At 64.1% G+C, this 26,670-nt stretch carries 17 protein-coding genes; 8 read left to right on the plus strand and 9 right to left on the minus strand.

Annotation, left to right across the window (positions count from 1 at the left end; genetic code table 11):
- The first annotated feature begins 31 nt into the window (after positions 1 to 31).
- The 7 genes from SX243_01395 to SX243_01425 all read left to right on the plus strand — a co-directional run bounded on the left by SX243_01395 (position 32) and on the right by SX243_01425 (position 10,096).
- Entirely contained in the window at positions 32 to 3,847 is a 3,816-nt protein-coding gene (locus tag SX243_01395; GenBank protein MDY7091605.1) for an efflux RND transporter permease subunit, read from the plus strand.
- Between the two features lie 162 nt (positions 3,848 to 4,009).
- Positions 4,010 to 4,279, plus strand: a complete 270-nt coding sequence (locus SX243_01400; protein MDY7091606.1) for a metal ion permease — start codon at positions 4,010 to 4,012, stop codon at positions 4,277 to 4,279.
- Positions 4,280 to 4,334: 55 nt separating this feature from the next.
- A complete protein-coding gene (locus SX243_01405) occupies positions 4,335 to 4,610 on the plus strand; it encodes a DUF5676 family membrane protein (protein MDY7091607.1) in 276 nt (91 codons plus the stop codon).
- Positions 4,607 to 5,626: a potassium channel family protein gene (locus SX243_01410; protein MDY7091608.1), complete on the plus strand. Its 1,020-nt coding sequence runs from the start codon at positions 4,607 to 4,609 to the stop codon at positions 5,624 to 5,626. The genes SX243_01405 and SX243_01410 overlap by 4 nt, the downstream gene beginning before the upstream one ends.
- Positions 5,623 to 7,131 carry a multicopper oxidase family protein gene (locus SX243_01415; protein ID MDY7091609.1) on the plus strand — a complete coding sequence of 503 codons (1,509 nt, stop codon included), beginning with the start codon at positions 5,623 to 5,625 and terminating at the stop codon, positions 7,129 to 7,131. The genes SX243_01410 and SX243_01415 overlap by 4 nt, the downstream gene beginning before the upstream one ends.
- 47 nt (positions 7,132 to 7,178) lie before the next feature.
- Complete coding sequence (locus tag SX243_01420) at positions 7,179 to 7,598, plus strand: MerR family DNA-binding protein (GenBank protein ID MDY7091610.1); 420 nt, start codon at positions 7,179 to 7,181, stop codon at positions 7,596 to 7,598.
- Positions 7,598 to 10,096 (plus strand): heavy metal translocating P-type ATPase, encoded by a 2,499-nt coding sequence (locus SX243_01425; protein MDY7091611.1) that lies wholly within the window; start codon positions 7,598 to 7,600, stop codon positions 10,094 to 10,096. The genes SX243_01420 and SX243_01425 overlap by 1 nt, the downstream gene beginning before the upstream one ends.
- 51 nt (positions 10,097 to 10,147) lie before the next feature.
- Here SX243_01425 and SX243_01430 read toward each other — a convergent pair whose 3' ends face one another.
- The 8 genes from SX243_01430 to SX243_01465 form a co-directional block, all read right to left on the minus strand.
- Positions 10,148 to 12,325, minus strand: coding sequence for a heavy metal translocating P-type ATPase (locus SX243_01430; GenBank protein MDY7091612.1), 2,178 nt, complete (start codon positions 12,323 to 12,325; stop codon positions 10,148 to 10,150).
- Positions 12,322 to 15,453: a CusA/CzcA family heavy metal efflux RND transporter gene (locus SX243_01435; GenBank protein MDY7091613.1), complete on the minus strand. Its 3,132-nt coding sequence runs from the start codon at positions 15,451 to 15,453 to the stop codon at positions 12,322 to 12,324. The genes SX243_01430 and SX243_01435 overlap by 4 nt, the downstream gene beginning before the upstream one ends.
- Positions 15,453 to 16,634 carry an efflux RND transporter periplasmic adaptor subunit gene (locus tag SX243_01440; GenBank protein ID MDY7091614.1) on the minus strand — a complete coding sequence of 394 codons (1,182 nt, stop codon included), beginning with the start codon at positions 16,632 to 16,634 and terminating at the stop codon, positions 15,453 to 15,455. The genes SX243_01435 and SX243_01440 overlap by 1 nt, the downstream gene beginning before the upstream one ends.
- Entirely contained in the window at positions 16,627 to 17,907 is a 1,281-nt protein-coding gene (locus SX243_01445; protein ID MDY7091615.1) for a TolC family protein, read from the minus strand. Before SX243_01445 ends, SX243_01440 begins: the two co-directional genes overlap by 8 nt.
- Before the next feature lie 452 nt (positions 17,908 to 18,359).
- On the minus strand, positions 18,360 to 18,863 hold the full coding sequence (locus tag SX243_01450) for a metalloregulator ArsR/SmtB family transcription factor (protein MDY7091616.1): 504 nt from the start codon (positions 18,861 to 18,863) through the stop codon (positions 18,360 to 18,362).
- Between the two features lie 45 nt (positions 18,864 to 18,908).
- A complete protein-coding gene (locus SX243_01455) occupies positions 18,909 to 22,022 on the minus strand; it encodes a CusA/CzcA family heavy metal efflux RND transporter (protein MDY7091617.1) in 3,114 nt (1,037 codons plus the stop codon).
- A 12-nt stretch (positions 22,023 to 22,034) separates the two neighbouring features.
- Positions 22,035 to 23,315, minus strand: a complete 1,281-nt coding sequence (locus SX243_01460) for an efflux RND transporter periplasmic adaptor subunit (protein MDY7091618.1) — start codon at positions 23,313 to 23,315, stop codon at positions 22,035 to 22,037.
- Positions 23,312 to 24,550 (minus strand): TolC family protein, encoded by a 1,239-nt coding sequence (locus tag SX243_01465; GenBank protein ID MDY7091619.1) that lies wholly within the window; start codon positions 24,548 to 24,550, stop codon positions 23,312 to 23,314. Before SX243_01465 ends, SX243_01460 begins: the two co-directional genes overlap by 4 nt.
- A gap of 419 nt (positions 24,551 to 24,969) precedes the next feature.
- Here SX243_01465 and SX243_01470 point away from each other — a divergent pair, with 419 nt between their 5' ends.
- Positions 24,970 to 25,116, plus strand: coding sequence for a hypothetical protein (locus SX243_01470; protein MDY7091620.1), 147 nt, complete (start codon positions 24,970 to 24,972; stop codon positions 25,114 to 25,116).
- A gap of 551 nt (positions 25,117 to 25,667) precedes the next feature.
- Here SX243_01470 and SX243_01475 read toward each other — a convergent pair.
- Positions 25,668 to 26,669, minus strand: a complete 1,002-nt coding sequence (locus SX243_01475) for a JAB domain-containing protein (GenBank protein ID MDY7091621.1) — start codon at positions 26,667 to 26,669, stop codon at positions 25,668 to 25,670.
- Position 26,670 lies beyond the last annotated feature (1 nt).

A 26,670-nucleotide genomic window follows, 5' to 3' on the forward strand; every position in this document is an offset into this window, starting at 1 on the left:
GGACGGTGGTGGCGGATCGGTCTTCGACGGCCTGGTCGCCGGGGCGGTCGCGGCCTGCCTGAAGAACAAGCTGCTGGTGGCGCTGGCGGTGCTCCTGGTGCTGGCCTGGGGCGCCGCGGTGGCGCCATTCGACTGGCAGCTCGGCGCCTTGCCGCGGGATCCGGTCCCCACCGACGCGATCCCCGACATCGGCGAGAATCAGCAGATCGTCTTCACGCGCTGGATGGGCCGCTCGCCGCAAGACGTGGAAGACCAGATCACCTACCCGCTGACGGTCTCGCTGCTCGGTCTGCCGCAGGTCAAGACCATCCGCAGCTACTCGATGTTCGGATTCTCGACCATCCTGATCATCTTCGAGGACGAGGTCGAATTCTACTGGTCGAGATCCCGCATCCTCGAGAAGCTTAACAGTCTGCCCTCCGGTACCTTGCCGCCGGGCGTACAGCCGGCGCTCGGTCCCGACGCCACCTCCCTAGGCCAGATCTTCTGGTACACCCTCGAGGGGACCGGTGCAGACGGCGAGCCGACGGGAGGCTGGGATCTCCACGAGCTGCGCACGATCCAGGACTGGTACGTGCGCTACGCGCTGATGTCGGTGTCGGGAGTCTCCGAGGTCGCCTCGATCGGCGGCTTCGTGCAGGAGTACCAGATCGACGTCGACCCCGACGCCATGCGCGCCCACGGAATCAAGCTGCACCAGGTCTTCCAGGCGGTGCAGCGCTCGAATATCGACGTCGGCGCGCGAAGCATCGAGGTCAACCGGGTGGAGTACGTCATTCGGGGTCTCGGCTTTATCGAGAACCTGGAGGACATCGAGCACAGCGTCATCAAGATGACGGACAACGTGCCGATCTACATCAAGGACGTGGGGACGGTCCACCTGGGTCCGGCGGGGCGCCGCGGCGCGCTCGACAAGGGCGGCGCCGAAGCGGTCGGCGGGGTGGTGGTCGTGCGCTACGGCGAGAATCCTTTGGCGACGATCAACCGGCTGAAAGAGAAGATCGCCGAGATCTCGCCCGGGTTGCCGAAGAAGACCCTCGACGACGACACGGTGAGCCAGGTCCGCATCGTCCCGTTCTACGATCGTTCCGGCCTCATCTACGAGACCCTCGGGACCCTCAGCGACGCCCTGATCGACGAGATCTTCGTCACCATGATCGTCATCCTGCTGATGGTCATGCACCTGCGCAGCTCGATATTGATCTCGGCGATGCTGCCGCTCTCGGTGCTGATGACCTTCATCGCGATGAAAGTCTTCGGCGTCGAGGCCAACCTGGTCGCTCTCTCCGGCATCGCCATCGCCATCGGTTCGATGGTGACGATGGGCATTTTCCTGTGCGAGAACATCTTGAAGCACCTCGAGAACGCCGGGCCGGAGGCCGATACCCTCGAGGTGGTTTACCGCGCGGCCACCGAGGTGGGCAGCGCGGTGCTGACCGCACTCTTGACGACAGTCATCAGTTTCCTGCCGGTGTTCACGATGCAGGCGGCGGAGGGCAAGCTGTTCAAGCCCCTGGCCTTCACCAAGACCTTCGCCATGGTCGCCTCGCTGATCGTCGCCCTGGCGATGCTGCCGCCGGCCGCCCACTTGCTCTTCACGGTGCGGGTCCGGCGCGGCACGACTCGTCGCCTGCTGCTCGGCGCTCTCGCGGCCGCCGGCGTCGCCGTGACGTTCCTCGTCGCCTGGTGGATGGGGGTGATCCTGATCGGCGCCGCCGCGATCGGCCTCGGGCACGACGAGATTCCAGCGAAGATTCGCCGGCGCCTGCCGCTGGTGACCAATTTCGCGACCGCCCTGGTGGTCGCCGTCTTTCTGACCCGTCACTGGCTGCCGCTGGGCGTGGATCGCGGCTTCGCGCGCAATCTGATCTTCGTCGTGGCGCTGATCGGCGTGCTCCTGCTCCTGATCGAGCTCTACAAGCGCTCTTTCACCACGCTGCTTCGCTGGTGCCTGGCGCACAAGGCGATCTTCTTCGCGGCATCACTGGTCGTCTTCCTGCTCGGCATGATGGTCTGGCGCGGATTCGACAGCTTCTTCGGCTGGCTTCCCGGCGGCCTGCGCACATCAGGCCCGGTGGTCGCGGTGGCCGAAGCCTTCCCGGGCCTCGGCGAGGAATTCATGCCACCGCTCGACGAGGGATCATTTCTCTACATGCCCGCGCTCATGCCGCACGCCTCGATCGGCGAGGCACTCGACGTCCTGCAGAAGCAGAACAGTGCGGTCGCGGCCATCCCCGAGATCAAGTCGGTGGCCGGCAAGCTCGGACGCGTCGAGAGCGCTCTCGATCCGGCACCGATCGCCATGCTGGAGACGATCATCAACTATTTGCCGGAGTACAAGACCGACAAGGACGGTAGAAGAGTCCGCTTCGCCTACGACGAGAAGCAAGGCGGTTTCCTGCGAGACGAGGCGGGCGAGCTGGTCCGCGATTCCGATGGCCGGCCGTTTCGCCAGTGGCGCGATCACATTCGCACTCCTGGCGACATCTGGACTGAGATCGTGAGCGCCGCCGAGATTCCCGGCGTCACGTCGGCCCCGAAGCTGCAGCCGATCAACGCGCGCATCGTCATGCTGCAGAGTGGCATGCGGGCTCCGATGGGGGTCAAGGTCAAGGGGCCGAGCCTCGAGGTGATCGAGAAAGTGGGCCTCCAGGTCGAGCGTTTCTTGAAGGAAGTGCCATCGGTGGAGGCGGGCGCCGTGGTCGCCGACCGGATCATCGGCAAGCCCTATCTCGAGATCGACATCGACCGCAAAGCTATCGCCCGTCATGGTGTGGATGTGCGAGCGGTACAGAGCGTCATCGAGGTGGCGATCGGCGGCAAGGGCGTGACGACGACGGTGGAGGGCCGTGAGCGCTTCCCGGTCCGGGTGCGCTACTTGAGGGAGCTGCGCGACCAGATCGAGTCCCTCGAGCAGATCCTGGTGCCGGCGGCGGACGGCGCGCAGATCCCGATGGGCCAGCTGGCCACGGTCGAGTTCGTGCGTGGGCCTCAGAACATCAAGAGCGAGGACACTTTCCTGGTCGGCTACGTCGTCTTCGACATGAAACCCGGCTTCGCCGAGGTCGACGTGGTCGAGCAATGCCAGGCCTACCTGGCGGCGAAGATCGAATCCGGCGAGCTGGAGCTGCCGGCCGGCGTCAGCTTCACCTTCGCCGGCAGCTACGAAAACCAGCTCCGCTCGGCCAAGAGACTCGCCATCGTGCTGCCAATCGCGCTGATCGCCATCTTCTTCATCTTGTACTTCCAGTTCAAGTCGGTGTCGACGACCCTCATCGTCTTCTCGACGATCGCCGTGGCGTGGTCCGGCGGATTTATGTTGCTGTGGTTCTATGCCCAGCCGTGGTTCCTCGACTTCTCGGTCTTCAGCACCGACATGCGGGGGCTCTTCCAGATGCAGTCGATCAACCTGAGCGTCGCCATCTGGGTAGGATTCCTGGCGCTCTTCGGCATCGCCTCGGACAACGGCGTGGTGGTGGCGAGCCACCTCGAGCAGGTCTTTCGTGAACGCCGACCGCGCACCGTGGCCGAGATTCGTGAGGCCACCGTGGCTGGCGGTGAGGGGCGCATCCGAGCCACCTTGATGTCCTCGGCGGCCACGATGCTCGCCCTCTTGCCGGTCTTGACTTCCACCGGCCGCGGTGCCGACATCATGGTGCCGATGGCGATTCCCTCCTTCGGCGGCATGTTGCTCGCGCTGTTCACGATCCTGATGGTGCCGGTGCTTTACTGCGCGGCCGCGGAGCTTCGGTTTCGCTGGGCCGAGGCACGGGCTGGGCGCAGCGGGCGCACCGAATCCGACGCGGGTCCTGACGTCGATCCACTAGACGATGAGGAACCCCCATGAGTCAATCTGAAATCGCGCGGCTCGTCAAACCGGCGATTCTTGGACTCGATATGCCGCGGTCACGCCGCGGTGGATTCCTCGGATCTCGGGGGCCGTGGACGTACCGGAGAAACCATGAGCCGGGCTCGAGAGAGTTCGCCGACCGCCACCAAGGAGTGAGACATGGAGCTGATCGCTACCCTGCTGGTTTTTGCATTCGTCTTCTACGTGCTGACGCGCTGGGGCTGTGGCGCTCGTATGGTCCACGGTCTGGCGGCAGTTGGGATCGGTGCCGCCACGGGCAGTTTCCGCCTCGAGGACACCGATCCGGTTTGCGGCATGCGCGTGGAAGCCAAGAGCGCAGTGCTGCTCGAGCATGGGTCTCGCGTCATTCGATTCTGCTCGGAGGATTGCCGGAAACGCTTTCTCTCCCACCCTGATGCCTATCCCTGAAGAACGACGCAAATACAACGATACGGCCTTGTGGAAGGCCGGAAAGGAGACCACCATGCGCAACCGAATCTCGATCTCGGCGGTCGGCCAAGCCACCAGCATCTTCCTCGCTATCACCTTCTTGGTCTGCGTCGGATTCGACCTGATCGTACCGAAGTACGCGATGTACGAGCATTGGCAGGGCTTTCTGCCCGGTTTCACATGGCTGAGCCCTGGCACCTTCATGCTCGGGCTGGTTGAGACCTACGCCTACGGTTGGTACTTCGCGCTCGTTTGGGTGCCGCTCTACAACATTTTCTTGCATCGCGCCGAGGAGGCTCGGATCACTTGATCGATAGCCTGTGGACGGGTGGCGGCATCATGCTCCTGGTGCTCCTCTTCGCCGACCTCCTGCTGACGGTATTTCACCCGCAGGGCCACGGTGGCCCACTGCACCGGCGGCTCAATCGACTCTTCTGGGGCGCTCTCCGGTGGGTCGGCGCCGGCCTCAGCGGACCGTCGAAGGACCGATTCCTGGCGCTTTGCGGTCCTTTGATAGCGGTCTTCAGCGTCGGCACTTGGGGCCTCTGGCTCATTCTCTCCTTCACGATCATCTACTCTCCATATCGAGGCTCCTTGCTATCAACGACCGCTGGCGATACCTCCTGGCTCGATGTCTTCTACTTCAGCGGTTACGTCGCCTCGACCCTCGGCATCGGCGACATCGTGCCGGCCTCGCCGAGCCTGCGATTGCTCACGGTGGTTGAAGCGATGAGCGGCTTCGCGCTCTTCGCCGTCGCGACCACTTATCTCTTGGCGGTCTACCAATACGTCGCCAAGGAGCAGATCCTCGCCCTGGAGCTGGCCGGTTTCTTGGAGCCTACGGCCCCACGCCTTGCTCCGGCGGCGCTCGGCGATTGGGCTCGCCCGACGGTGAGGAACCTTCTGGAAGTCGTCCATGCCCACGGTCAATATCCGGTGCTGCACTACTTTCGGCCAGTTGAAGCCGAGCGAGCCTTGATCATCCGGGTCGGCCGAATCCTCGACTTCCTCGACGAGGAGATCTCCGTGGATCCCTCCAGCTGCGCCCGCCTGCTATCAGCAGTGCGCCGGTACCTTTCGGAGCTACATTCCGGGTGTCTTCCGAGAAGCCACCGCCAAGACGGCCAGCGCGGCGAGACAGCACCGCAGTCGGAGGTGGATCTTCGCAACTTCCAGGCGCATCTCCTCCGCTATCTGGCCTATCCCGTTCCCGCAACTGGCGCTCGGAAGCGGATGTCGGTCCGAGATCAGCCGTCGATTGCCCGGCCAGCCGCCGAATCGACTCACAAACCGAGCGCTCCGCCAAGAAAGAAAGAAGATCCATGACTGTCGTCCGCAAGCGATCCACCACCTCGCAGCCCCATCGAACCTTCAGGTTGGGCCTTTGGGGGCCAACTCTGGCCGTGGTGCTCCTGGCTGCTCTTGTCTGGAAGGCCTCGGGCACCGCCGGGCGCACTGCCTCGCCAAACCCGACGACCGATTCTGTCCGCCTGGAATTGGAAAAGGAGCTCGCCGCTGCATATCCAACTGGCGCACCGATCTCGTCCAGCAGACGGACCTTCCATCTTCGTGCCGCCCCAAGCTCTGTGCGCCAGTTCGACGGTCAAACGCTCGACGTATGGGCCTACAATGCACAGGTGCCAGGACCTACTCTCCGGGTGAAGCTCGGGCAGGAAATCGAGGTCCGGCTGGTGAATGACCTGCCTCAGCCGACCACCATCCACTGGCACGGTGTCCGTGTCCCCAACGCGATGGACGGCGTGCCGGGTGTCACGCAAGAGCCGATTCCGTCTGGCGGGACCTTTACGTATCGCTTCACGCCCAAGGACGCCGGCACCTTCTGGTTTCATCCCCACGTTCGCGGCGCGGAGCAGGTCGAACGAGGTCTCTACGGCGTCCTCGTGGTCGAAGATCCGGAACCGCTACCGTATAGTCGCGACGAAGTCTGGGTGTTGGACGATTGGCGGTTGGGGCGTGATGGCGCCATCGATCCAAACTTCGTCACGCGGCATGACCTCGCCCACGACGGCCGCTGGGGCCAGGTCGTCACGGTCAACGGAGAGTCTGGTTTCAGCCTGGAAGTGCGCCCAGGCGAGAGAATCCGGCTGCGGCTGATTAATACCTCGAACGGGCGTGTCTACAGACCCGATTTCGGGTCGCTCACACCCGAGGTCATCGCGGTCGACGGGATGTATGCGCGCCGTCCGTTTCCCCTGGCTGGCTTCGACCTGGCGCCGGGCAACCGTCTCGACTTGGACCTGGTCATCCCGCCAGACGCTGCAGGGGAGGTCTTTCACATCGTCGATCGGTTGACTCGACGCCCTTTTCAGCTCGGGGCTCTGCGGGTGGAAGGGACGCCTGTGGAGACGCCGGAGTTCGCGCTGCCCGCGAATCCGAACGTGCCGACCTGGGCGTTGGCATCGGAGCAACCCGTCGACGTCACTTACAGGCTCGATGCTCGCCGTGGAGGCCCGCACGGAATTCAGTGGACGATCAACGGCCACCCCTGGGGCCAACATGAGGTTACAGAGCTGATCGAGGGCCGATGGGTCCGAGTCCGCTTCCAGAATGACTCTGCGAGGCTGCATCCAATGCATGTCCACGGCCAGTTCTTCAAGGTGATCGCTCGCAACGACGAACCTGTGGACGAGGCCCATTTTCGAGACACCGTGCTTCTCTACGGCCGGGAAACTCTGGATGTGGGTATGGTGCCGGTCGACTGGGGGCGATGGATGATGCACTGCCACATCCTCGAACATGCCGAGGCCGGCATGATGACAGCCATTCAAGTCACCTCAGCGGGCGCGGAGCCGGGCGCAGAAAACCCTTGACTCCGTAGTTAAGTACAGAGTCTAGACTCTCTCGCAGGAGGTGATTGATGCAAGGAATCACAATCGGCAAGCTCGCCCGGCAGGCGGATATCGGCATCGAGACTGTTCGCTACTACGAGCGTCGAGGTTTGATCCCCAATCCGCCAAGACGGCCTCCGGGTTATCGCCAGTACCCGCCCGAAGCTATTCACAGATTGAGGTTCATCCGCCGCGCGAAGGACCTTGGCTTCACCCTCGACGAGATTCGTGAGCTGCTCCTGTTGCGCAATCATTCGGCGGAGAATCGCGAGCAGGTGCGGGAGAGGGCCCAGGACAAGATCGTCGAGATCGACCGCCGGATCGACGACCTGACACGCATGCGAGGCGCGCTCGCCGACCTTGCCGATGCCTGCGCACAGGGCGCGGACAGTGAACCATGCCCGATCTTGGCTGCGATGGATCGTAGCCTCCCCGAGGAGGTCAGTTGATGGCAGATCCAGGAGCGACAGACCATTCGTGCTGCTCGACGGCGCCCCACAGCGGAGAATCGCCGTCCAAGGACCCTGTGTGCGGCATGACGGTGGATCCCGACGACGCCAACTTCGAAGCCGAAGAGGGTGGCCGGCGGTTCGTCTTCTGCTCGGCTGGTTGCCGGGACAAGTTCGAGGCCGATCCGCGGCGTTTTCTCGAGCCTTCTGCCGAGCACGCGGCCAGGTCTGCCGAGGCGGCCCATCGCCAGGACACCGTTTACGTGTGCCCGATGGATCCTGAGATCCGCGAGCAGGAGCCGGGAAGCTGTCCGAAATGCGGTATGGCTCTCGAGCCCGAGACGCCCAGTCTGGGAACCCGGACGGAGTACACCTGCCCGATGCATCCGGAGATTGTCCGTGACGAACCGGGGAGTTGCCCGATCTGCGGCATGGCGCTCGAACCGCGCACGGTGAGCCTCGAGGACGAAGAGAATCCGGAGCTCGTCGATATGACGCGGCGCTTCATCTTCGCCGCCGCGCTGTCCCTGCCAATTCTCGTGCTCGCCATGGGCCACATGCTGCCGGGCGATCCTGTCTCGAGGCTGGTACCGCCGCGCTGGCGCGTGCTGATCGAGCTGGCCTTGGCGACTCCGGTCTGTCTCTGGTCGGCCTGGCCGTTTTACGTGCGCGCCTGGCACTCGGTCCGCAACCGCAGCCTCAACATGTTCACGCTGATCGGCCTCGGGGTCAGCGTCGCCTACGTCTACAGCCTGATCGCTGCCCTCTGGCCCGGGATCTTCCCCGACTCGTTCCGCGACGAGCACGGCACGGTCGCGGTCTATTTCGAAGCCGCCGCGGTCATCGTCACGCTGATTCTGCTCGGACAGGTGCTCGAGCTCCGCGCCCGTAGCCAGACCGGAGCGGCGATCAAGGCCCTGCTCGGGCTCGCGGCCAAGACGGCCCGCCGTATCCGGCCCGATGGTGAGGAAGAAGACGTGCCGCTCGATGCCGTCGAGGCCGGTGATCGTCTGCGCGTGCGCCCGGGTGAGAAAGTACCGGTCGATGGCGCGGTGCTCGAAGGGACGAGCACCGTGGACGAGTCGATGGTGACCGGCGAGCCGATCCCGGTCAAAAAAGCGGTCGGCGACGCGGTGATCGGCGCCACCGTCAACGGCACGGGTTCCTTCGTCATGGAGGCTGAGAGGGTCGGTTCCGAGACACTGCTCTCGCGCATCGTCACCATGGTGGCCGAGGCCCAGCGCAGCCGCGCGCCCATTCAGAAGCTGGCCGACCGCGTGTCCGGCTGGTTCGTGCCCATCGTCATCGTCGTCGCCCTGCTCACTTTCGCCGTGTGGGGGCTCGTCGGCCCCGATCCGCGCATGGCCTACGCGCTCGTCAACGCCGTCGCCGTCTTGATCATCGCCTGTCCCTGCGCCCTGGGCCTGGCGACCCCGATGTCGATCATGGTGGCGACCGGCAAGGGCGCGCAGGTGGGGGTCCTGTTCAAGAACGCCGAGGCGATCGAGCGGTTGCGGCAGGTCGATACCCTGGTCGTCGACAAGACCGGCACTCTGACCGAAGGACGTCCGAGCCTGGTGACGGTCGAGCCCGCGAACGACTTCACCGAGGAGCAGTTCCTCGAGCTGGTGGCGACGCTCGAACGAGCGAGCGAGCATCCTCTCGCGGAAGCAATCGTTCGCGGGGCGGAGGATCGAGGCGCCAAGGTCGGCGAGGCCTCGTCATTCGAGTCGGTGACCGGCAAGGGAGTGAAGGGCCGGGTCGGTGATGTGGACGTGGCGCTCGGAAATAAAGCGATGATGGCCGACGTCGGGGTCGAGCTCGGGAGCTTGGCGCAGCGCGCCGAAACCCTGCGCGGAGAAGGCCAAACCGTGATGTTCGCCGCGCTCCGCGGCGTTGCCGCGGGCCTCTTGGGCGTCGCCGATCCGATCAAGGAGAGCACCCCGGAGGCGATCGAAGCCCTGCATAGGGAAGGGCTGCGCATCACCATGCTGACCGGCGACAGCCGAACCACGGCGGAGGCGGTCGCTCGCCAGCTGGGCATCGACGAAGTGGTGGCCGAGGTTCTTCCGGAGCAGAAGAAGGATGCCATCGAGAAGCTCCAAGCGGAGGGCCACGTGGTGGCGATGGCCGGCGACGGCATCAATGACGCGCCGGCACTAGCCCGCGCCGATGTGGGCATCGCCATGGGCACCGGCACCGACGTGGCCATGGAGAGCGCCGGCGTGACCCTGGTCAAAGGCGACTTGCGCGGGATCGTACGTGCCCGCCGTCTGAGCCGCGCGACGATGGCCAACATCCGCCAGAACCTCTTCTTCGCCTTCGTCTACAACGCCCTGGGCGTACCGGTGGCGGCCGGCGTGCTCTATCCAGTCTTCGGTATCCTGCTCAGCCCGATGCTCGCGGCGGCGGCCATGAGCTTCAGCTCGGTGTCGGTGATCGCCAACTCTCTGCGCCTTCGGGGGGGCTCACTCGATTTGGAGAGGAATGGGCAATGACTTCGTGGACGAAGTAGATCAGGTACAAGCGCTGTGCGATAGCCAGGTGAATCAGGTGCTCCGCAGCAGCCGCAACCCGTTGGCGATCACCAGGAGGGACGCACCCATATCCGCTGCGATGGCCATCCATAGCGTCGCCATCCCGAGACTGGCCAGGGCGAAGACCGCCACCTTGACGCCCAGGGCGAAGACGATGTTCTGGCGAACAACTCGCAATGTTCGCCGAGAGTGCCGGACGAGCCACGGCAGCTTGCGCAGGTCGTCTGACATCAGGGCGATGTCGGCGGATTCGATGGCGGCGTCGGTGCCCGCCGAGCCCATGGCGATACCGAGGGTCGCACGCGCCATGGCCGGGGCGTCGTTGACGCCGTCACCGACCATTGCCACATCACCCCCGTTCGCCACCAGGTGCTCCACCGCCTCGACCTTATCTGCCGGCAAGAGCTCCGCGCGCACCTCGTCGAGGCCCAGCTCACGAGCGATCGCGCGCGCGGTTCCCTCGTTGTCGCCGGTGAGCATCACCTGGCGCCCGATGCCCAGGCCACGCAGCTCGTGGAGTGCTTCGGGGGCTTCCGCGCGCAGACCGTCGGAGATCGCGATGAGACCGCAAACATGCTCGTCGTTGCCGACCACGACCACCGTCCGCCCAGCGCTCGACATCGTTTCGAGCTGATCGTGGACCGCGAGCGTCTCCTGGCCGCGCTCCTCGAGATAGCGGTGCGAGCCGAGCCAGAACAGCTCTCCCGCATACCGACCGGAAACACCCTTGCCAGGAATAGACTCGACATCGGCCGCTGGCCGGACCTCGACACCGCGCTCCTTCGCGTAGCGCAGAACCGCCTGGGCCAGCGGGTGCTCGCTGCGCGCTTCGAGGGCCGCCGCACGCTCGAGCAGCTCCGGGACGCTATGGTCTCCGAGCGGAACGACCTCGACGACTTCCGGCTCACCGCGGGTCAAGGTACCGGTCTTGTCGAAGGCGATGGCCTCGATCCGTGCCGGCGCCTCGACATAGGCGCCGCCCTTGATCAGCACGCCGTTTCGGGCGGCCGCGGCGAGCGCGGCTACGATGCTGACCGGTGTCGAGATGACCAGCGCGCAGGGACAGGCGATGACCAGCAGCACTAGTGCACGGTAAAACCACGTTTCCCAAGACAGCCCCGCCAGCAGAGGTGGCAGCACCGCGACGAGCAGCGCCAAGGCCATCACTGCGGGCGTGTAAACGCGCGCGAATCGCTCGACCCACTGTTCGCTCGGCGCCCGGCGAGACCGCGCTTCCTCGACCAGGCGGATCATTTTCGCCAGGGTCGTCTCGCTGGCCGGCCGGGTCGAGCGAGCTTCGAGAGCACCGCTGCCGTTGATCGTTCCTGCGAGTACCGGGTCGCCCATCTCCTTCGCTACGGGAACACTTTCACCGGTGATCGGCGCCTGGTTCACCTCGCTCCTACCGGCGACGACGGTGCCATCGAGGGGCACTTTCTCGCCGGGACGGACGACGAACTGCGTCCCGACCTCGACGTCCTCCGCCGGAACCTCCCGCTCGCCGCCATCCTCATCCTGGATTCTCGCCATGGTCGGTGAGAGATCCATCAGTGCCTCGACCGCCCGCCGCGCCCGGCCAACACTCCAGCTTTCGAGCGCGTTGGAGATCGCGAAGAGGAACGCCACGGTAGCCGCCTCGAACCATTCGCCGATGCCGACAGCACCGGAGACGGCGACCGTCATCAGGAGATTCATGTCTGGCCGCAGACCGCGCAGCGCGAACCAGGCCTTGGGAGCGATGAACCAGGCACCGGTCACGATCGCCAGGAGGTAGATCACCCGTGCCGCCAGAGGGACGCCTTCCGCCATGCCCATGCCTTCGCTGCCCAAGGCATGGCCGAGCCCGCCCGCGAGCCAAGCATGGACGCCGAATCCGATGACGGTGAAGAGTCCGCTCGCCGCGGTCAACAGGCTCTGCAGCCGCCGACGGTGATCGGTTCCTCCGCTCGCCGGGTCAGCGTGATTCCACGCTTCGGCCTTCATGCCCGTGCCGGCGACCGCATCACGGATCGCCGTCGGGGCGACGCCCTCGGCCCTCACCGTCAGCTTGCCGCGCAGGACATCGAACGAGAGGCGTTCTTCATCTCCGACCAGTGGGCCGAGCGCTTGCTTCAGGACTGCCACCTCCTCGGCGCAGTCCATGCCATGGATTCGGAACGAAACGGGATCGCGATGGTCTGTAAGGCTCATGTCGTAGCCTCCTCCACCTCAGAACCTTCAGGCTCGAACCAGGCGTAGACAGCGGGTAGGACAAACAGCGTCAAGAGAGTGGCGGTCGCCAGGCCACCGATCACCACCGTGGCCAGGGGTCGCTGTACCTCAGCACCTGCACCGGTGGCCAAGGCCATGGGAACAAAGCCTAACGCCGCCACCATCGCCGTCATGAGCACTGGACGCATTCGGACCAAGGCCGCTTCGCGGGCAGCTACTATGGGCGCCAACCCTTGCTCACGGCGAAGCTTTCGGACGTACGACACGAGCACGACGCCGTTCAGTACCGCCACTCCAAAAAGCGCAATGAATCCAACCCCGGCAGAGATCGAAAAAGGCATCCCCCGGGCTGCCAGAGCGAGAACGCCACCGACCGCTGCGAAAGGTACGTTGAGAAAGATGAGCAGGGCTGGCCGTGCGGCGCCAAATGCGCCGTAGAGGAGCACGAAGATCAGGAGCAGCGACATGGGGACGACAATTCCCAGACGACCCGAGGCCCGTTCCAGATTCTCGAACTGACCGCCCCACTCGAGGACATAGCCCGGAGGCAACTCCAACTCCCGGCCGATGGCCTCTCGTGCCTCAGCGACTGCTGACGCGATGTCGCGCCCCCGGATGTTCGTTTCGACGCTGATACGCCGCTGAATACGCTCCCGGCTAACCTGGGCTGCTTCGCCTCGCGTAGTGAAGGTGACCAGCTCACCCAGCGGCAACAAGCGTCCGCCGCCACCTGCGGCCACGGGCACACGCCGGATCGCCGCCTCATCGTTACGGACTTCTGGGGGAAAGCGCACTCGCAGGGCGAACCGTCTCTCTCCTTCGAGCACGATTCCGACCTGCCTTCCGCCCAGTGCCTCTACAGCCGCGAGAACGTCATCTGCTTTCACCCCGTAGCGACCCGCAGCCTGACGGTCGACGTGCGCCGTCAACACGGGCAGTCCCGAGACCTGTTCGACCTTCACGTCGTCGGCGCCGGGAATCTCGGCCACTACCTGCGCGATCTGCTCACCCAAGCGCCGCAGCACATCAAGATCCTCACCGTAGACCTGGATCGCTACGTCTGAGCGCACGCCGGCGATGAGCTCGCTCACCCGCAACTCGATCGGCTGGGAAAAACCGAACGCCGCCCCCGGCACCGACCGGGTAAGGGTGTCTTCCATCGCCTCGACCAGGTCCTCCTTCTTCCGGTAGCGCCAGCGCTCCTTGGGTGTCAGCATCACGAACACATCGCTCATCTCCATGCCCATCGGGTCGATAGCGATCTCGGGCCGCCCCGTCTTGGAGACGACGGTCTCGACCTCGTCAGGGAACTCCCGCAAGATAGTTTGCTCGACAAGGGTCGTTTGGCGAGCCGCCTCTTCCACGGACACCGAGGGAAGTCGCCACATCCCGATTGCGATCGCCCCTTCGTCGAGGCGGGGAATGAACTCCGCGCCCATGGTTGTGGACAGCCCCAGGCCGGCAACAAATAAGACCGCGGCAGCCATGATCGTGACGAACCGCCGCTTGAGGGAGAAGTCGAGAGCCGGCTCGTAAGCGCGCCGCAAAAATCGCACGAGCCAGGTTTCCCGATGGACCTTCCCCTTGCGGAGAACCAGAGAGGCCAACACCGGCACCAGCGTCAAAGCCAGGATCAGTGAGCCGCCGAGGGCGAGGAGCACCGTCAATGCCATCGGGCGGAACATCTTTCCTTCCACGCCGGTCAAGGTAAGGATCGGGAGGTAGACGATCATGATGACACCCACCGCGAAGGCTACCGGCCGCGCGACTTCTCGCGAAGAGCGGCGGACCGTTTCGAGCATGCTCTCGGCCTTGGCACGCTGTCCGCCCATCATCCGGAAGATGTTCTCGACCATCACGACCGAGCCGTCTACGATGAGACCGAAGTCAATGGCACCCAGGCTCATCAGATTGCCCGAGATGCCCGCCCGCACCATGCCGATGAAGGCAAAGAGCATCGAGAGGGGGATGGCCACGGCGACGACCAGCCCACCGCGAAGGCTTCCCAGCATGAGAAAGAGCACTGCCACCACCAGCAACCCGCCTTCGAGGAGGTTTGTTTCGACCGTCCGAATGGTGCGGCGAATCAGATCGGTGCGGTCGTAGAAGGTCTCGATTGTGACGCCTGGTGGCAAGCTCTTCTCCAGCGTCGCCACCTTGGCCTTGACCCGGCCGACGACCTCCCGCGAATTCTCACCCATGAGCATCATCACGATGCCGAGAACAGCTTCACCGCGACCGTCCCGTGTCACGACTCCCTGGCGCACCATCGGAGCCAGGCGGACCGCAGCGACATCTCGCACTCGAAGGGGCACACCGCTTGCGCTGGTTGTGAGCACCGCGTTGGCGATGTCGTCGAGGCTTTCCAAGCGTCCCGCTCCGCGGATGACGACCTGTTCCTGATCGCGGACGAGGTAGGCGCCTCCGACGTTGCGGTTACTGCCCTCCAGGGTCTCGAAGAGGTCGGCTAGCGGGAGCCCATGGGAACGCAGGGCGTCGGGATCGGGCGCGATTTCGTAGGTCTTGAGCTCACCCCCGAAGGTGTTGACTTCCACGACGCCCGGCACGCTCTTGAGCTGATAGGCGACGAACCAATCCAGGATAGTGCGCAGCTCCATAGGGGAGTAACAGTCGGGCGTGTCCTCCCCGGGAGGGCACGCAGGCTCGCCCCGGACCTCGAACTGGTAGATCTCTCCCAGGCCGGTCGCGATCGGCCCCATTTCAGGACTGCCGTAGTCTTCGGGGATGGCCTCGCGGGCCTCGGAAAGTCGCTCCTGGACCAGCTGACGGGCCCGATAGATGTCGGTGCCCTCCTCGAAGACGATGGTCACGGCCGACAATCCGAATTTCGAGATCGATCGCACCTCTTCGATATCCGGCAGACCGGCCATCGCAGACTCGACGGGGAAGGTGATGAGCCGCTCTACCTCGAGCGGCGCCAGAGCCGGCGCTTGGGTCAGCACCTGCACCTGAACGTTGGTGACATCGGGGACCGCATCGATGGGGAGGCGGAGCATATGAGTAACCCCGGTCACGACCAGCAGGAGAGTCAACACCAGCACCAGGGCACGGTTGCGCAAAGCCCAATCAACAATCTTCGCAGCCATCACTCATCCTCCCCGAGGGTTGACCGGAGAAGCTGCGCTTTCAGAAGGAGGCCACCACGGGTGACCAACCGCTCGCCGGGAACGAGGCCATCGATGATTTCGGTCCATTCCCCTCCGCTGGCACCGACCTGGACCCACCGCACCAGAAACGAGGTCTCTCCATCAGGAATGAAAACGAAAGGGCGACCTTCGATGTCTTGCAGCGCTGACGCCGGGACGGCGACCACCTGCCGGGCCTCGGTTGCTGCTGGAGCTAATTGGGCGGTTGCAAACATTCCCGGCCTTAGCCGATGATCGGCATTCGGCATGACGACCCGGAGCGCGGCAGTGCGGCTCTCTGGGTCCAGCCGATCCGCGAGGTAGGCCACTTCACCCTGGAAGCGCTCTTCGGGAAGGGCTCGGATCTCGACGACCACGTGCTGCCCTTCCTGTACTTGCTGCAAGTCGCCTTCGTAGACGGAGCCCGCGAGCCAGAGCTCGGTGAGGTCGATGATCCCGAGTACGGAATCCCCCGGTTCAACCCACTGCCCTACATGGACGGTACGTTCCACTACTGTGCCGCCGATCGGACTGGTAAGAACCACTTGCCCGGGCTGCTCCCGGTGAGGGTGGTTGGGGTCAGCACCGTAGGAAAGAAGCCGGGTACGCGCCGCTTCAAGATCGGCCTGGGCTTGGCGGAGATTCCCTTCAGCCTCCTCGACCGCACGCTCGGAGGTTACCCGGGACTCCAGCAGACCACGGGCTCGCTCTGCGGCACGTAGCGCCACTTCAGCCTTGGCCTGATCAGCGACAAAATCAGCTCGGGCCTCGCCCACGTCGGCGCTTTCGAGGACCAGGAGAGGTGATCCACGCCTGACGCGATCGCCGACATTGACCCTCACCTGGACGACTCGACCGGCGACCCGCGGGCCAACAGTTGCTTGCCGGTCGGGAACCGGCATTAGCTCGGCAGGCACCTCGATCAACGGATCGAGGCTGCGCCGCTCCACCGTGCCGAACACGAGCCCCAGCGCAGCATTTGCCTCCTCAGATAGCTCGACCCCATCCGGGATCTGTTCTCCGCCCTCTTCCTGCTCATCTTCCCCGGTCTCTTCGGGAATCTCGTGGGAACAGGAAGGCAACATAGAGCCGGCCACGAAGAGCATGAGCAGAAGTGCTGCCCATCGTTTCGAATCATTCATCGGTCACCTCCGGTGTGGACAGAGTCTGTGGAAGATGGGCGGCAGCAAGTAGGCGTGCTGTCGTCTGGGCCAGCGAAAGCTGAGCGTCGAGACGGCCGAGACGGCCATCGAGCACCTCCCGTTGCACCACCACGACATCGGCATGGCCGACCTCGCCAGCGGCGAAGGATTGCTCTAGCAGCGCCAGGCTTTCGGTCTGGGCGTTGATGATCTCGGCGTCGTAGATCCGGTGCGCCGCAAGGGCCGCCTCGTAAATCTGCCAAGCGCGGCGAATGTCTGCCTCGACGGCGAGGCGCCGCTGCACTACTTCGGCTTCACGGCGCAGCAGTGCAGCTCGGGTCTGCTGACGCTTCCCCTGGTTGCGGTTGATAAATGGCAGCGGAATTCGAACGCTGGCCAGGAACACGTCCTGCCCCTCCTCGCGGGCCGCTGAGATCCCGAATCCGACATCGGGGACAGCCTCGGCATCTGCCAACTCCACCGCAGCCTGAGCCGCCGCCAAGTTCATCTCGGCGGCACGGAGATCAGGGCGCGTCTCGAGCCCTCGGGCGAGCAACTCCCTCTCCGATGCCAGCGGACTTTCTGCCGGCAGCGCGCCGACGGGTTTGGGCGCCTGAGCGGGAGAAAGTCCGATCAACTCGGCGAGTCGGATGCCGACCGCCTGCCATGCGGCCTTCGCTGCGGTCAACCGGCGGGCAGCTTCGGCGCGGCGAATCCGTGCTGTGTTGAATTCGAGAGCGGTGCCCTCACCGGCTTCCAGGCGACGCATGGCCACCGTTTCCAGGGCTGCAGTGAGGCGCTCGCCCTCCTCCAGGAGGCGAGCCTGCTCCCGGGCCGCCAGGGCTTCGTAGAAGACCTCAGTCACCTCAAGATCAAGCAGGCGCTGGGCCTCATCCACGCCAATCTCGGCCGCCGATACTTCGGCGTCCGCGCGTGCGATGCGGTGCCCACGTTGGCCGCCGATCTCGAACAGTTGCTCGACTTCGACTTCGACATCAGTAGTGCCCGACTCCAGTCGGCTAGCGCTTCGTGGACCGCTGGCTACTTTGAGCTCGGGGTTGTTTTGTAAGAGGAGGCGCGCGGCAATCAGCTCGCCGCGAGCCTCCTCCGGAAGTTGCCGGGATGCTTCCAGGGCAGGGCTCCGGGCGTGTGCCATCTCAAGAGCCTCTTCGAGCGTTAAGCTTGGACTCTCTCCTGCTGCAAGCGGAGTCACGAGGACCGTTGCAAAGGTGAGGACCGTCGCAAGGACGATCCAACGGGTGTGTTGATGCATATTCAAATTCTCTCCTCACCGGGACCGGGTGCGATCCCTTCCGGCCCGGCCTGCTGTGGCTCGGGCGAAGTCTTTGAGCGACTCAGGCCGATCAGGCCCGACTTGTCTTCTTTGTGTTTAGAGGACGAAGGGTCGGAATCAGACCCTGCGGGGAGGGTGAAAAACGAGTCGCGGAGGCGGGGAGGCGACAGATATCTCCGTCGGAAAGGATGGTCCCGAAGAGGCAATGAGCAGCGCTATCGCTCCACGAGACAACGAAGGGGCGGGAAGAGGAGGGCTGGAGGTGAAGAAACACAGACAGACACAGCAGGACTCGGCCCCTGGCGGAGTCCGTTCCGAATTGTGAAGCTCAGCACTCGGCGCTGGTGCCAAAGGAGAAGCTTCCACAACCTCCCAAGGCGTCGCCGAGAGCAGCAAGGCTAGGATCAGCATCGCTCCTGTGAGACGCCGATTCATGGGGAGGTCCTCTCGCACTGACCGAGATGAAATAGACCATCCTTCAGCATTGCCGAGACAAACTCGCTTGAAACTCGGTAGTAGGCAAATTTTCCGGTGCGACGGTATCGCACTAGCTTGAGTCGCCGCATCAGCTGAAGCTGGTAGGAAGTAGCCGAGACCGACAGATCAAGGACCTGTGCGAGATCACAGACGCAGAGTTCCTGATCGGCGAGTGCCCGAAGAATCTGTACTCGGGTTGGGTGTGCGAGCATCTTGAACTGCTCGGCGATCTCCTGAGCCTGCTCGTCCGACAGAATCCGCTCCCTGGCTCGCTTGACGAGCTCTTCGTCGAAAAGCAGAACCTCGCAGGCACCGTCTGGAACAGGGTCCTTGATGGCAGGTTCACCCATAACGATCATGAGAATGTCGAAATGAACTACGAAAGTCAACCCGGTTCGCAGTTGCCCGCGCGGGAGCGTAGGGCCCAGGAGATCCCTAGCCCTCGGCCGTTGAGCCATGGAGCCCTCCCGCTATTGCGGAAGGGCTTTAGCTGTGGTGCCAGCTCACCTTTCAGCAAACCAGCCGTAGATAGCTGGCAGTACGAGAAGGGTCAGTAGCGTGGAGGTCACCAAGCCTCCGATCACCACGGTGGCAAGCGGCCGTTGCACCTCGGCACCGGCGCTGGTCGCCAGCGCCATGGGGATGAAACCGAAGGACGCCACCATCGCGGTCATGAGAACGGGCCGCAGTCGGGTCAAGGCGCCTTCACGGGCTGCCTCTTCCGCACCCTGCCCGTGCTCGCGCTTCTCCACGATGTAGGAAACCAGCACCACGCCGTTCAAGACCGCGATGCCGAAGAGGGCAATGAAGCCCACGCCGGCGGAGATCGAGAACGGATAGCCGCGGAGCAAGAGCGCCACCAACCCGCCGGTGATCGCCAGCGGGACGTTGAAGAAGATCAACGTCGCCAGCCGAGCCGACCCGAAGGTCGAGTAAAGCAGCACGAAGATCAGGAGAAGAGCCAGGGGGACGAGCAGCACGAGGCGTGCCGAAGCCTCCTCGAGGTTCTCGAATTGACCACCCCATTCCACCGTCCAACCGGGCGGCATCTCGACCTCGCGGTCCACGGCCTCCTGCGCGTCGGCCACGAACGAAGCGAGATCCCGCCCGCGGACGTTGGCCTCGATGTTGATCCGCCTGCTGATGCGATCACGGCTGATCTGCGCCGGGCCGTCCTCGATCGTGATGTCGGCGAGCTGTGCTAGAGGAATCAGCCGTGGCGAAGCTCCCCTCTCGGCGGGTGCCGAGACACGCAAGTCACGGAGACGGTCGAGATCGGCCAGGACCTCGTCGCCGAAACGGGCCTGGAGGGTAAAGCGCTTCTGGCCTTCCAGCACCACGCCCAGATCCTTGCCGCCAATGGTCTCGATCACGTCGAGCACGTCCGCGGCGTTGATGCCGTAGCGCGCGATCGCCTGACGGTCGATGCGGACTCGCAGCATCGGCAAACCGACCGTCTGTTCCGCCTTGACGTCGGCGGCGCCGGGGATCTCCTGGAGCACCCGAGCGACCTCGTCGGCTTTCTGTTTCAACACGGCCAGGTCGTCGCCGTAGATGTGGACGGCGATGTCCGAGCGGACGCCCGAGATGAGCTCCGAGACCCGCAGCTCGATCGGCTGGGAGTAGCTGAAGATGGCACCGGTGACGTTTTCCTGCATGGCCTCGTCAATCGCCTCGATCAGCGCCTCCTTGCTGTCGAAGCGCCAGGTCTCCCGTGGCGCCAGCATCAAGTACGTATCGCTGATCTCGACTCCCATGGGATCGGTGGCGATCTCCGCCCGCCCGGTCCGCGAGATGACGGTGTCGATCTCGGGAAACTTGTCCTTCAAGACACTCTCGGCGACGGTCGAGATCTCATTCGATTGCTCGAGCGAGATCGAAGGAAGGCGCCAGATCTGCATGGCGATCGCCCCCTCGTCGAGGCGCGGAATGAACTCGGCGCCCAGAAACGGCGCGATCCCCAGGCTTGCGAGAAAAAGTGCGACAGCCACGCCGACGGTGATCCCCTTGTGCCGCATCGAGCGGTCGAGCATCGGAACGTAGAGCTTCTTGGCGAAGCGGAAGAGAAAGGGCTCCCTCTCCGAGACCCTCTTCAAGAAGAGGCTCGCCAGGACGGGCATCAACGTCAACGCGCAGACCAGAGATGCCGCCAGGGCAAAGACCACGGTCATGGCCATCGGTCGGAACATCTTGCCCTCGATCCCGCGCAGCGCCAGGATCGGCAGGTAGACGATCATGATGATGCCCACAGCGAAGACCACCGGTCTGGCTACCTGGTGCGCGGCCTGACGGACCTTCTCGAGGTGTGGCACCTGATCGTCCTGGCGCCGCTGGTGGAGCACCCGGATAATATTCTCGATCATCACCACCGAACCATCGACGATGAGGCCGAAGTCGATGGCGCCAAGGCTCATCAAGTTGCCCGAGATCCCGACGTAGCGCATGGCGATGAAGGCCGCCAGCATGGACAGCGGAATCGCCGAGGAGACGATCAATCCACCCCGCAGGCTACCGAGCAGGAGCAGCAAGACCACGATCACGAGTAGACCGCCCTCTGTGAGGTTCTTGGCGACCGTCTTGATGGTGCGCCGCACCAGCTCGGTGCGGTCGTAGAAGGTGTCGATGGTAACCCCGGGCGGAAGGGTCTTCTCGACCTGGGTAATCTTTTCTTTCACCTGATCGACGACGACCCGCGAGTTCTCGCCAATTAGCATCATGACGATCCCGACCACCGCCTCGCCACGACCGTCGCGGGTCACCGCGCCCTGGCGGATCATCGGCGCCAGCTCGGCACGGCCGACATCGCGCACGTAGACCGGCGTGCCGCTCTCGTCGTGGGCCAAAACCACGGACTCCAGGTCTTCCAGCGTCTCGACCAAGCCCTCGCCCCGGATCAGATACTGCTCGCCGCCGCGGGCGATGTAGCCGCCACCGACGTTGCGGTTGTTGGCCTCGACGGCCGCGAAAACATCACCGACCGACAGGCCATAGGACACCAATCGATCCGGCTCGAGCGTCACCTGATACGTCTTCAGCTCGCCGCCGAACGAATTGACCTCGACGATGCCCGGAACCGATCGTAGTTGGACATTGATGTACCAGTCGAGGATCGTGCGCAGCTCCATCGGCGTGTAGCAGTTTTCGGTGTCGGGCGCTCCCGCGGCGCACATGGGCTCGCCGCGCACCTCGAATTGGTAGATCTCGCCCAAACCGGTGGAAATCGGCCCCATCTCGGGCTCGCCGTAACCTTCGGGAATCTGCTCCCGGGCGGCGGTCAGCCGCTCGCCGACCAGTTGGCGCGCCCAGTAGATGTCGGTGCCTTCCTCGAAGACCACAGTCACGACAGACAGGCCGAACTTCGAAACCGAGCGGATCTCTTCGGTCTTCGGCAGCCCGCTCATGGCGGTCTCGACCGGGAAGGAGATGAATTGCTCCACCTCTTCCGGCGCCAAACCAGGGCTGTTGGTGAGAATCTGCACCTGGACGTTGGTCACGTCCGGTACGGCATCGATGGGCAGCTTGGCCAGCGCGTTGATGCCCAAGGCCACGACCAGCAGCCACAGCACCAGCACCAGGAAACGGTTGTCGAGGGAGAAGTCGACGAGCTTGTTAATCATGATCTCGACTCCTCAGTGGTCATGGCCGCCGCCCAAGGATTCCTTGGACGCTGCAGATTTAAGAAGGAAGGCGCCTTCGACGACCACGGATTGGCCGAGCTCGAGACCCTCCAAGATCTCGACGAAGCCACCGGACTTCTGGCCGGTCTGAACATCGCGCCGCTCGTAGCGTCGTTCTCCGGCGGCGACGAAGACCAGGAACTCTTCGCCATCGCGTACCACTGCGCTGTCGGGCACGACCAGTCTCGGGCTCTGGGTGACGTCACCTTGCTGCGCATGGGGATCGAGCAGCTCGACCTCGACGAACATGCCCGGGCGGAGCTTGCCGTCGGGATTGTCCACGTCGAGGCGGGCACGTACCGTGCGCGTGTCGCTATCGACCTGTGCGCTCAGATAGGAGACCGTGCCCGCGAAAACCTCACCGGGGAAGGCGTCAACCCGTGCGCGGGCCTCGTCTTCGAGATGCACGCCGCCGAGGTCTCGCTGGTAGACGTCGATCCAGATCCACACGCGGCTGAGGTCAGCGAGCGTGAAGAGGTTGCGCTCCGGCGTCACCAGCTCGCCGAGGGTGACATGCCGCTCGACCACAGTACCGGCGAAGGGCGCCCTCAGAGGATAGATCGCGGCTTTTCGGTTCTCGTAGGTCAAGGCATCGATCTGCGACTGGCTCAGGCCATAGAGGTGCAGGGTCTCCTCAGTGGTCTGAAGAGCAGCCGTGGCCTCCCGGAGGCTCGCTTCCGCTTCGAGCACTTCTTGCTCAGAGGCGATGCGATCCGTGAGCAGGCTCTGAGCTCGATCGAAGCTCTTGCGCGCCAGCTCCTCTCTCGCCTTGGCCTGAAGGAAAGCGGCCTTGGCTTGTCCCAGCTCAATGGAATCGATCTCGGCCAACGCTTGCCCAGCGCTAATCTCCTGGCCGAGCACTGCATGAACGCGATGCACGCGTCCAGAGATTCGCGGGCTAACGTGGGCCAGGCGGGTCTGATCGAAGTCGACCTGACCGGTGGTCGACAGCTCTGCCGAGAGAATCCGCTGCTCGACCGGCGCGGTGCGGATTTTGGCCCTCGAAGCCGCCTCCGGTGTCAGCTCGACGATGCCCTCTTCGTGATCATCGTGCTCATCGGCATCCGTGTGCTCTTCGTGGTTGTCCTCGCCGTGCTCTCGATCCTCCTGTGACGTACGTGCCGGCTCAGTATCGCCGTTCCTGGAACTGGATTCGCCCTTGGAACATGCGCCTAGAAGACAGGTAAAAACGAGGATCAGAACGATGAGGCTGCAATATGCAAGGCGGTTCATGACGGCTCCTTCTCGAGAGAGTGTTGAGGCGGAGAGAGACGGCCGATGGCCAGATTGAGCTCGATCCGCGCGAGCCAGGCGTCGGCCAGCGCCTCGATGTACTCGCGGCGGCTGGCGACGAACTCTCGGCGAAGCGTCACGACCTCCGTCGCACCGATACGGCCAGCCTCGAAGGAGCGCTGGAGCAGCTCGACGTTCTCGTCCAGCGTCCCGAGCACTTGGTCGCGCAGGTGCTCGGCCGCCGCGCCGGCCGCCTGCAGGCTGTTGAACGCTGCGACCACTTCTTGCTCGACGGCCAAACGCAGCGCGGCCCGGTCGTATCGTGAGCGCTCGCGCGTTGCACGGCTTTCAGCGATACGGCCCTGATTGCGGTTGAACAGAGGTACCGAGAGGGTGATCGCGACGCCGACGATGTCGTCCGTCTCCTCCTCCTGCTCGAAGAAGCCTCCGACGACGAGGTTCGGCTTGCCCTCAGCCGTGGCGAGGCGGATCGCCGCCTCGGCGGCCTGCTCCCGCTGCCCGGCAGCGAGGAGGTCACCGCGACGCTCGAAGGCCAAAGCCAGCAAGTCTTCTAGGGGAAGGGGCTCCGCTTCGGGGACAAGTAGGTCCCCGACCGGCTCGGGGGGTGCCTGGGGTCTTGTCCCCACGATCTCGGCCAGTCGGCTCCGCGCGGACGCATAGTCCGCCTGAGCCCTGCGGAGGGATCTCTCGGCCCGCCCTGCGCTCGCCTGGGCGAGATTGACCTCGATCTGGGTCGCTGCGCCCCGTTCTAGACGGCGCTGTGAGAACGCAAGAACCTCTCGTGACAGGTCGGCATCAGTCGTTGCCACGCCCAACAGCTCGCGTGCCATCACGGCCTCCGCGAAGGCCGACTCCACGTGGAAGGCCAAGAGCTGTCCTTGGCGGGCCAGAACCGCTTCTGCGGCTGCTAGCTCTTGATCGGCGACCGCAATGCGTCTACTTCGCTGGCCGGCCAGCTCGAACTCTTGGGAGATGCTCAGGCCACGGTCGGTCGCCGAGCCGGCAGGGCTGCTCCGATCGGCAAACTCAAGCGAAACCTCGGGGTTGTAGGGATAGGTCCTAGCGCCGACGACGCGGCTGGCGACCTCCTGTTGCTCGGCCTGCCTGCCGCGCAACACCGGACTGTTCTCAAAGGCGATCTCCAACGCCTTGGACAGCGTCCATTCGGGTACAGCCTGCGCCGCAGCTCCGAGGGGCATCAACAGGCCGCCCACAAGGACTCCGACGTGCAGGGGTATAAGCCGGCTGAACCGGCAATTCTCGCATCGAAACATCACAATTCCTCGTTCTGGTCATGACAGCGTGCCCGAGCCGATCAGCAGATCGCTCGGGATCAAATCCGTGGGCCTGCTGAGCTGAGTCGCCAGCAAGCGGTCAGCGGGCCTGTGTCGGCCCGCCACGACAGTCGGAGTTAGGGAACCTGCGGAGACGGAGCGGCCGGTGCGTAAAGACGCACTGCTCCTGGCTACCGCAAGGCTTGCTGTCAGGCTCGAGGAGGATGGTCGATCGAAGGCAAGAAGCCCGACGGCGGCGCGACGGACTTGGACGCTTCCCGATTCAGGGACGCGTGAAGAGTCACTCTGGGAGCAACCTGTGGGCGGAGAAAGGACAGGCTCGTGTGGCAGCCGCAGAGATGGAACGTCGGCGTGCAGCCGTGCTCGGGGCCGGCGGGCTCGTGGTGGTCTCCCTCGGGAGCCGCATGTGCCAGGTGGCCCTCGGTCATAATGTGAACAGCGCTCTCGACGATCTCAGCAGCGCCCGGCACCATGGCCAGGGCTAAGGTCAAAGCACAGATCTTGGAGCAACGGACTCTCATACAGCTGAGTATACGGGATCAAGATGACTAACGGTTGCAGATCGGCCCGCCGTAGGTGCGGTCAATGCTCGTTTCGAGACTCCCTGTCGACCGCCCCAGCCGCTGCTAGGCTTGTTATAACAGGTTTCATGCCAACTAGACGCTGTGGAGACCCTCAGCGGTCTTTAAGGGCAATCCAGTCCGTAGCTAGAGTTCTTAGAGCTAATGAAGAAGAGAATGCATTAGCGCTCATGACCGGATTTGAGGCGGTGAGTTGTTGATTACGAATTAAGTGTTTGGCGGCAATGGCTAGCGGGCGATGGATGTCGGTCTTAGAGAGACTGCACTTGGTGTTGCCCAGGCTTTCATGACAGTTCTTGAAACTATCTCATCGGGGGAAAAGCTAGATCTCGGCAAGACGAGAAGAGTCGCGAGAGGAGGGCAGTGGTGGTGTCCGCACCTGCGGTCCCGAGGCGAGTTTTCCAGGGCTTACGTACCCGAGACCAGGTATTCGGCTTGCCATTTGCTCCCCGTTCTTAACAGCGGCTCGGTCCTACTTTTCGCCACAATCCCCTTCCACCCACCACAACCGACCCCACCACCTCGATCCCCAGCACCTTCCCAGCTTCCACCACTCGCCGCGTAAACACCTCATCCTCACGACTCGGCGTCGCATCACCCGATGGGTGGTTGTGGGCGACCGCCACTGCCGCGGCGTTCATCAGCAACGCTGGCGTCAGGATGCCCCGCGGCTCGACGTTCGCCCGGTTGAGGATGCCGATGTAAGGGATGTCGTAGCCGAGGACGCGTCGGCGGGTGTCGAGGAAGAGGACGGCGACGGCTTCGCGGTCGAAGGTGTGGAGGATCTGCCAGAAGAGAGCTGCGGCGTCGGCGGTGGTTTCTAGCTTGGGGTAGGTCTCGATGGGTTGCTGCGCTTCGTGGAGGAGCTGGAGGCGATAGCGCGGGAGCTTGGGGAGGACGGTTTCGGCGGTGCGCCAGTAGGGGCTGGCAGCGAGGCCGATGGGGAGGTTGGGGCGGCAGTGGATTCGGGGTGATGGCGAGCGGTCCGGAAGGAGATCGGCGAGGCGGCGGAGAGGGTCGAGGCGGAGGGGGAAGTCGGCGAGGGCTTGGAGGAGGTCTGGTGTGGGTTGGAGATCGGTCCAGCCGGTCTTGGGTAGGCGATCGCCGACGGCGAAGCCCACGGCCTCGGCGAGGCGTTTGAACTTTTGGTTGTGGTAGCCGGAGTGGTTACAGTCGGCGATACCCTGTTGGGCGTTGATCCAGTGCACCATGGCGTGAAGCAGCGCGGGCAGGAGCTCCTCACGGGGTAGGCGAAGTGTGGCTGCCGGGAGCCGCACCATTGGAGGGCTCAGTTCTTCGAGTCGGCTGCTACGGGGTTTGAGACCGTCGATGCGGACCTGGAGGTGGCTGGTGCGGAGGGGGGTCTGCCTGAACAGGTCGGCCAGGCGCCGGCAGCAGCGTTGCAGCTCCTTCTCGGCCCGCTCGACGGCTTGGGCCAGGGTCTTCTTCCGAGGCACG

The organism is Acidobacteriota bacterium (assembly GCA_034211275.1).
Taxonomy (GTDB): Bacteria; Acidobacteriota; Thermoanaerobaculia; order Multivoradales; family JAHZIX01; genus JAGQSE01.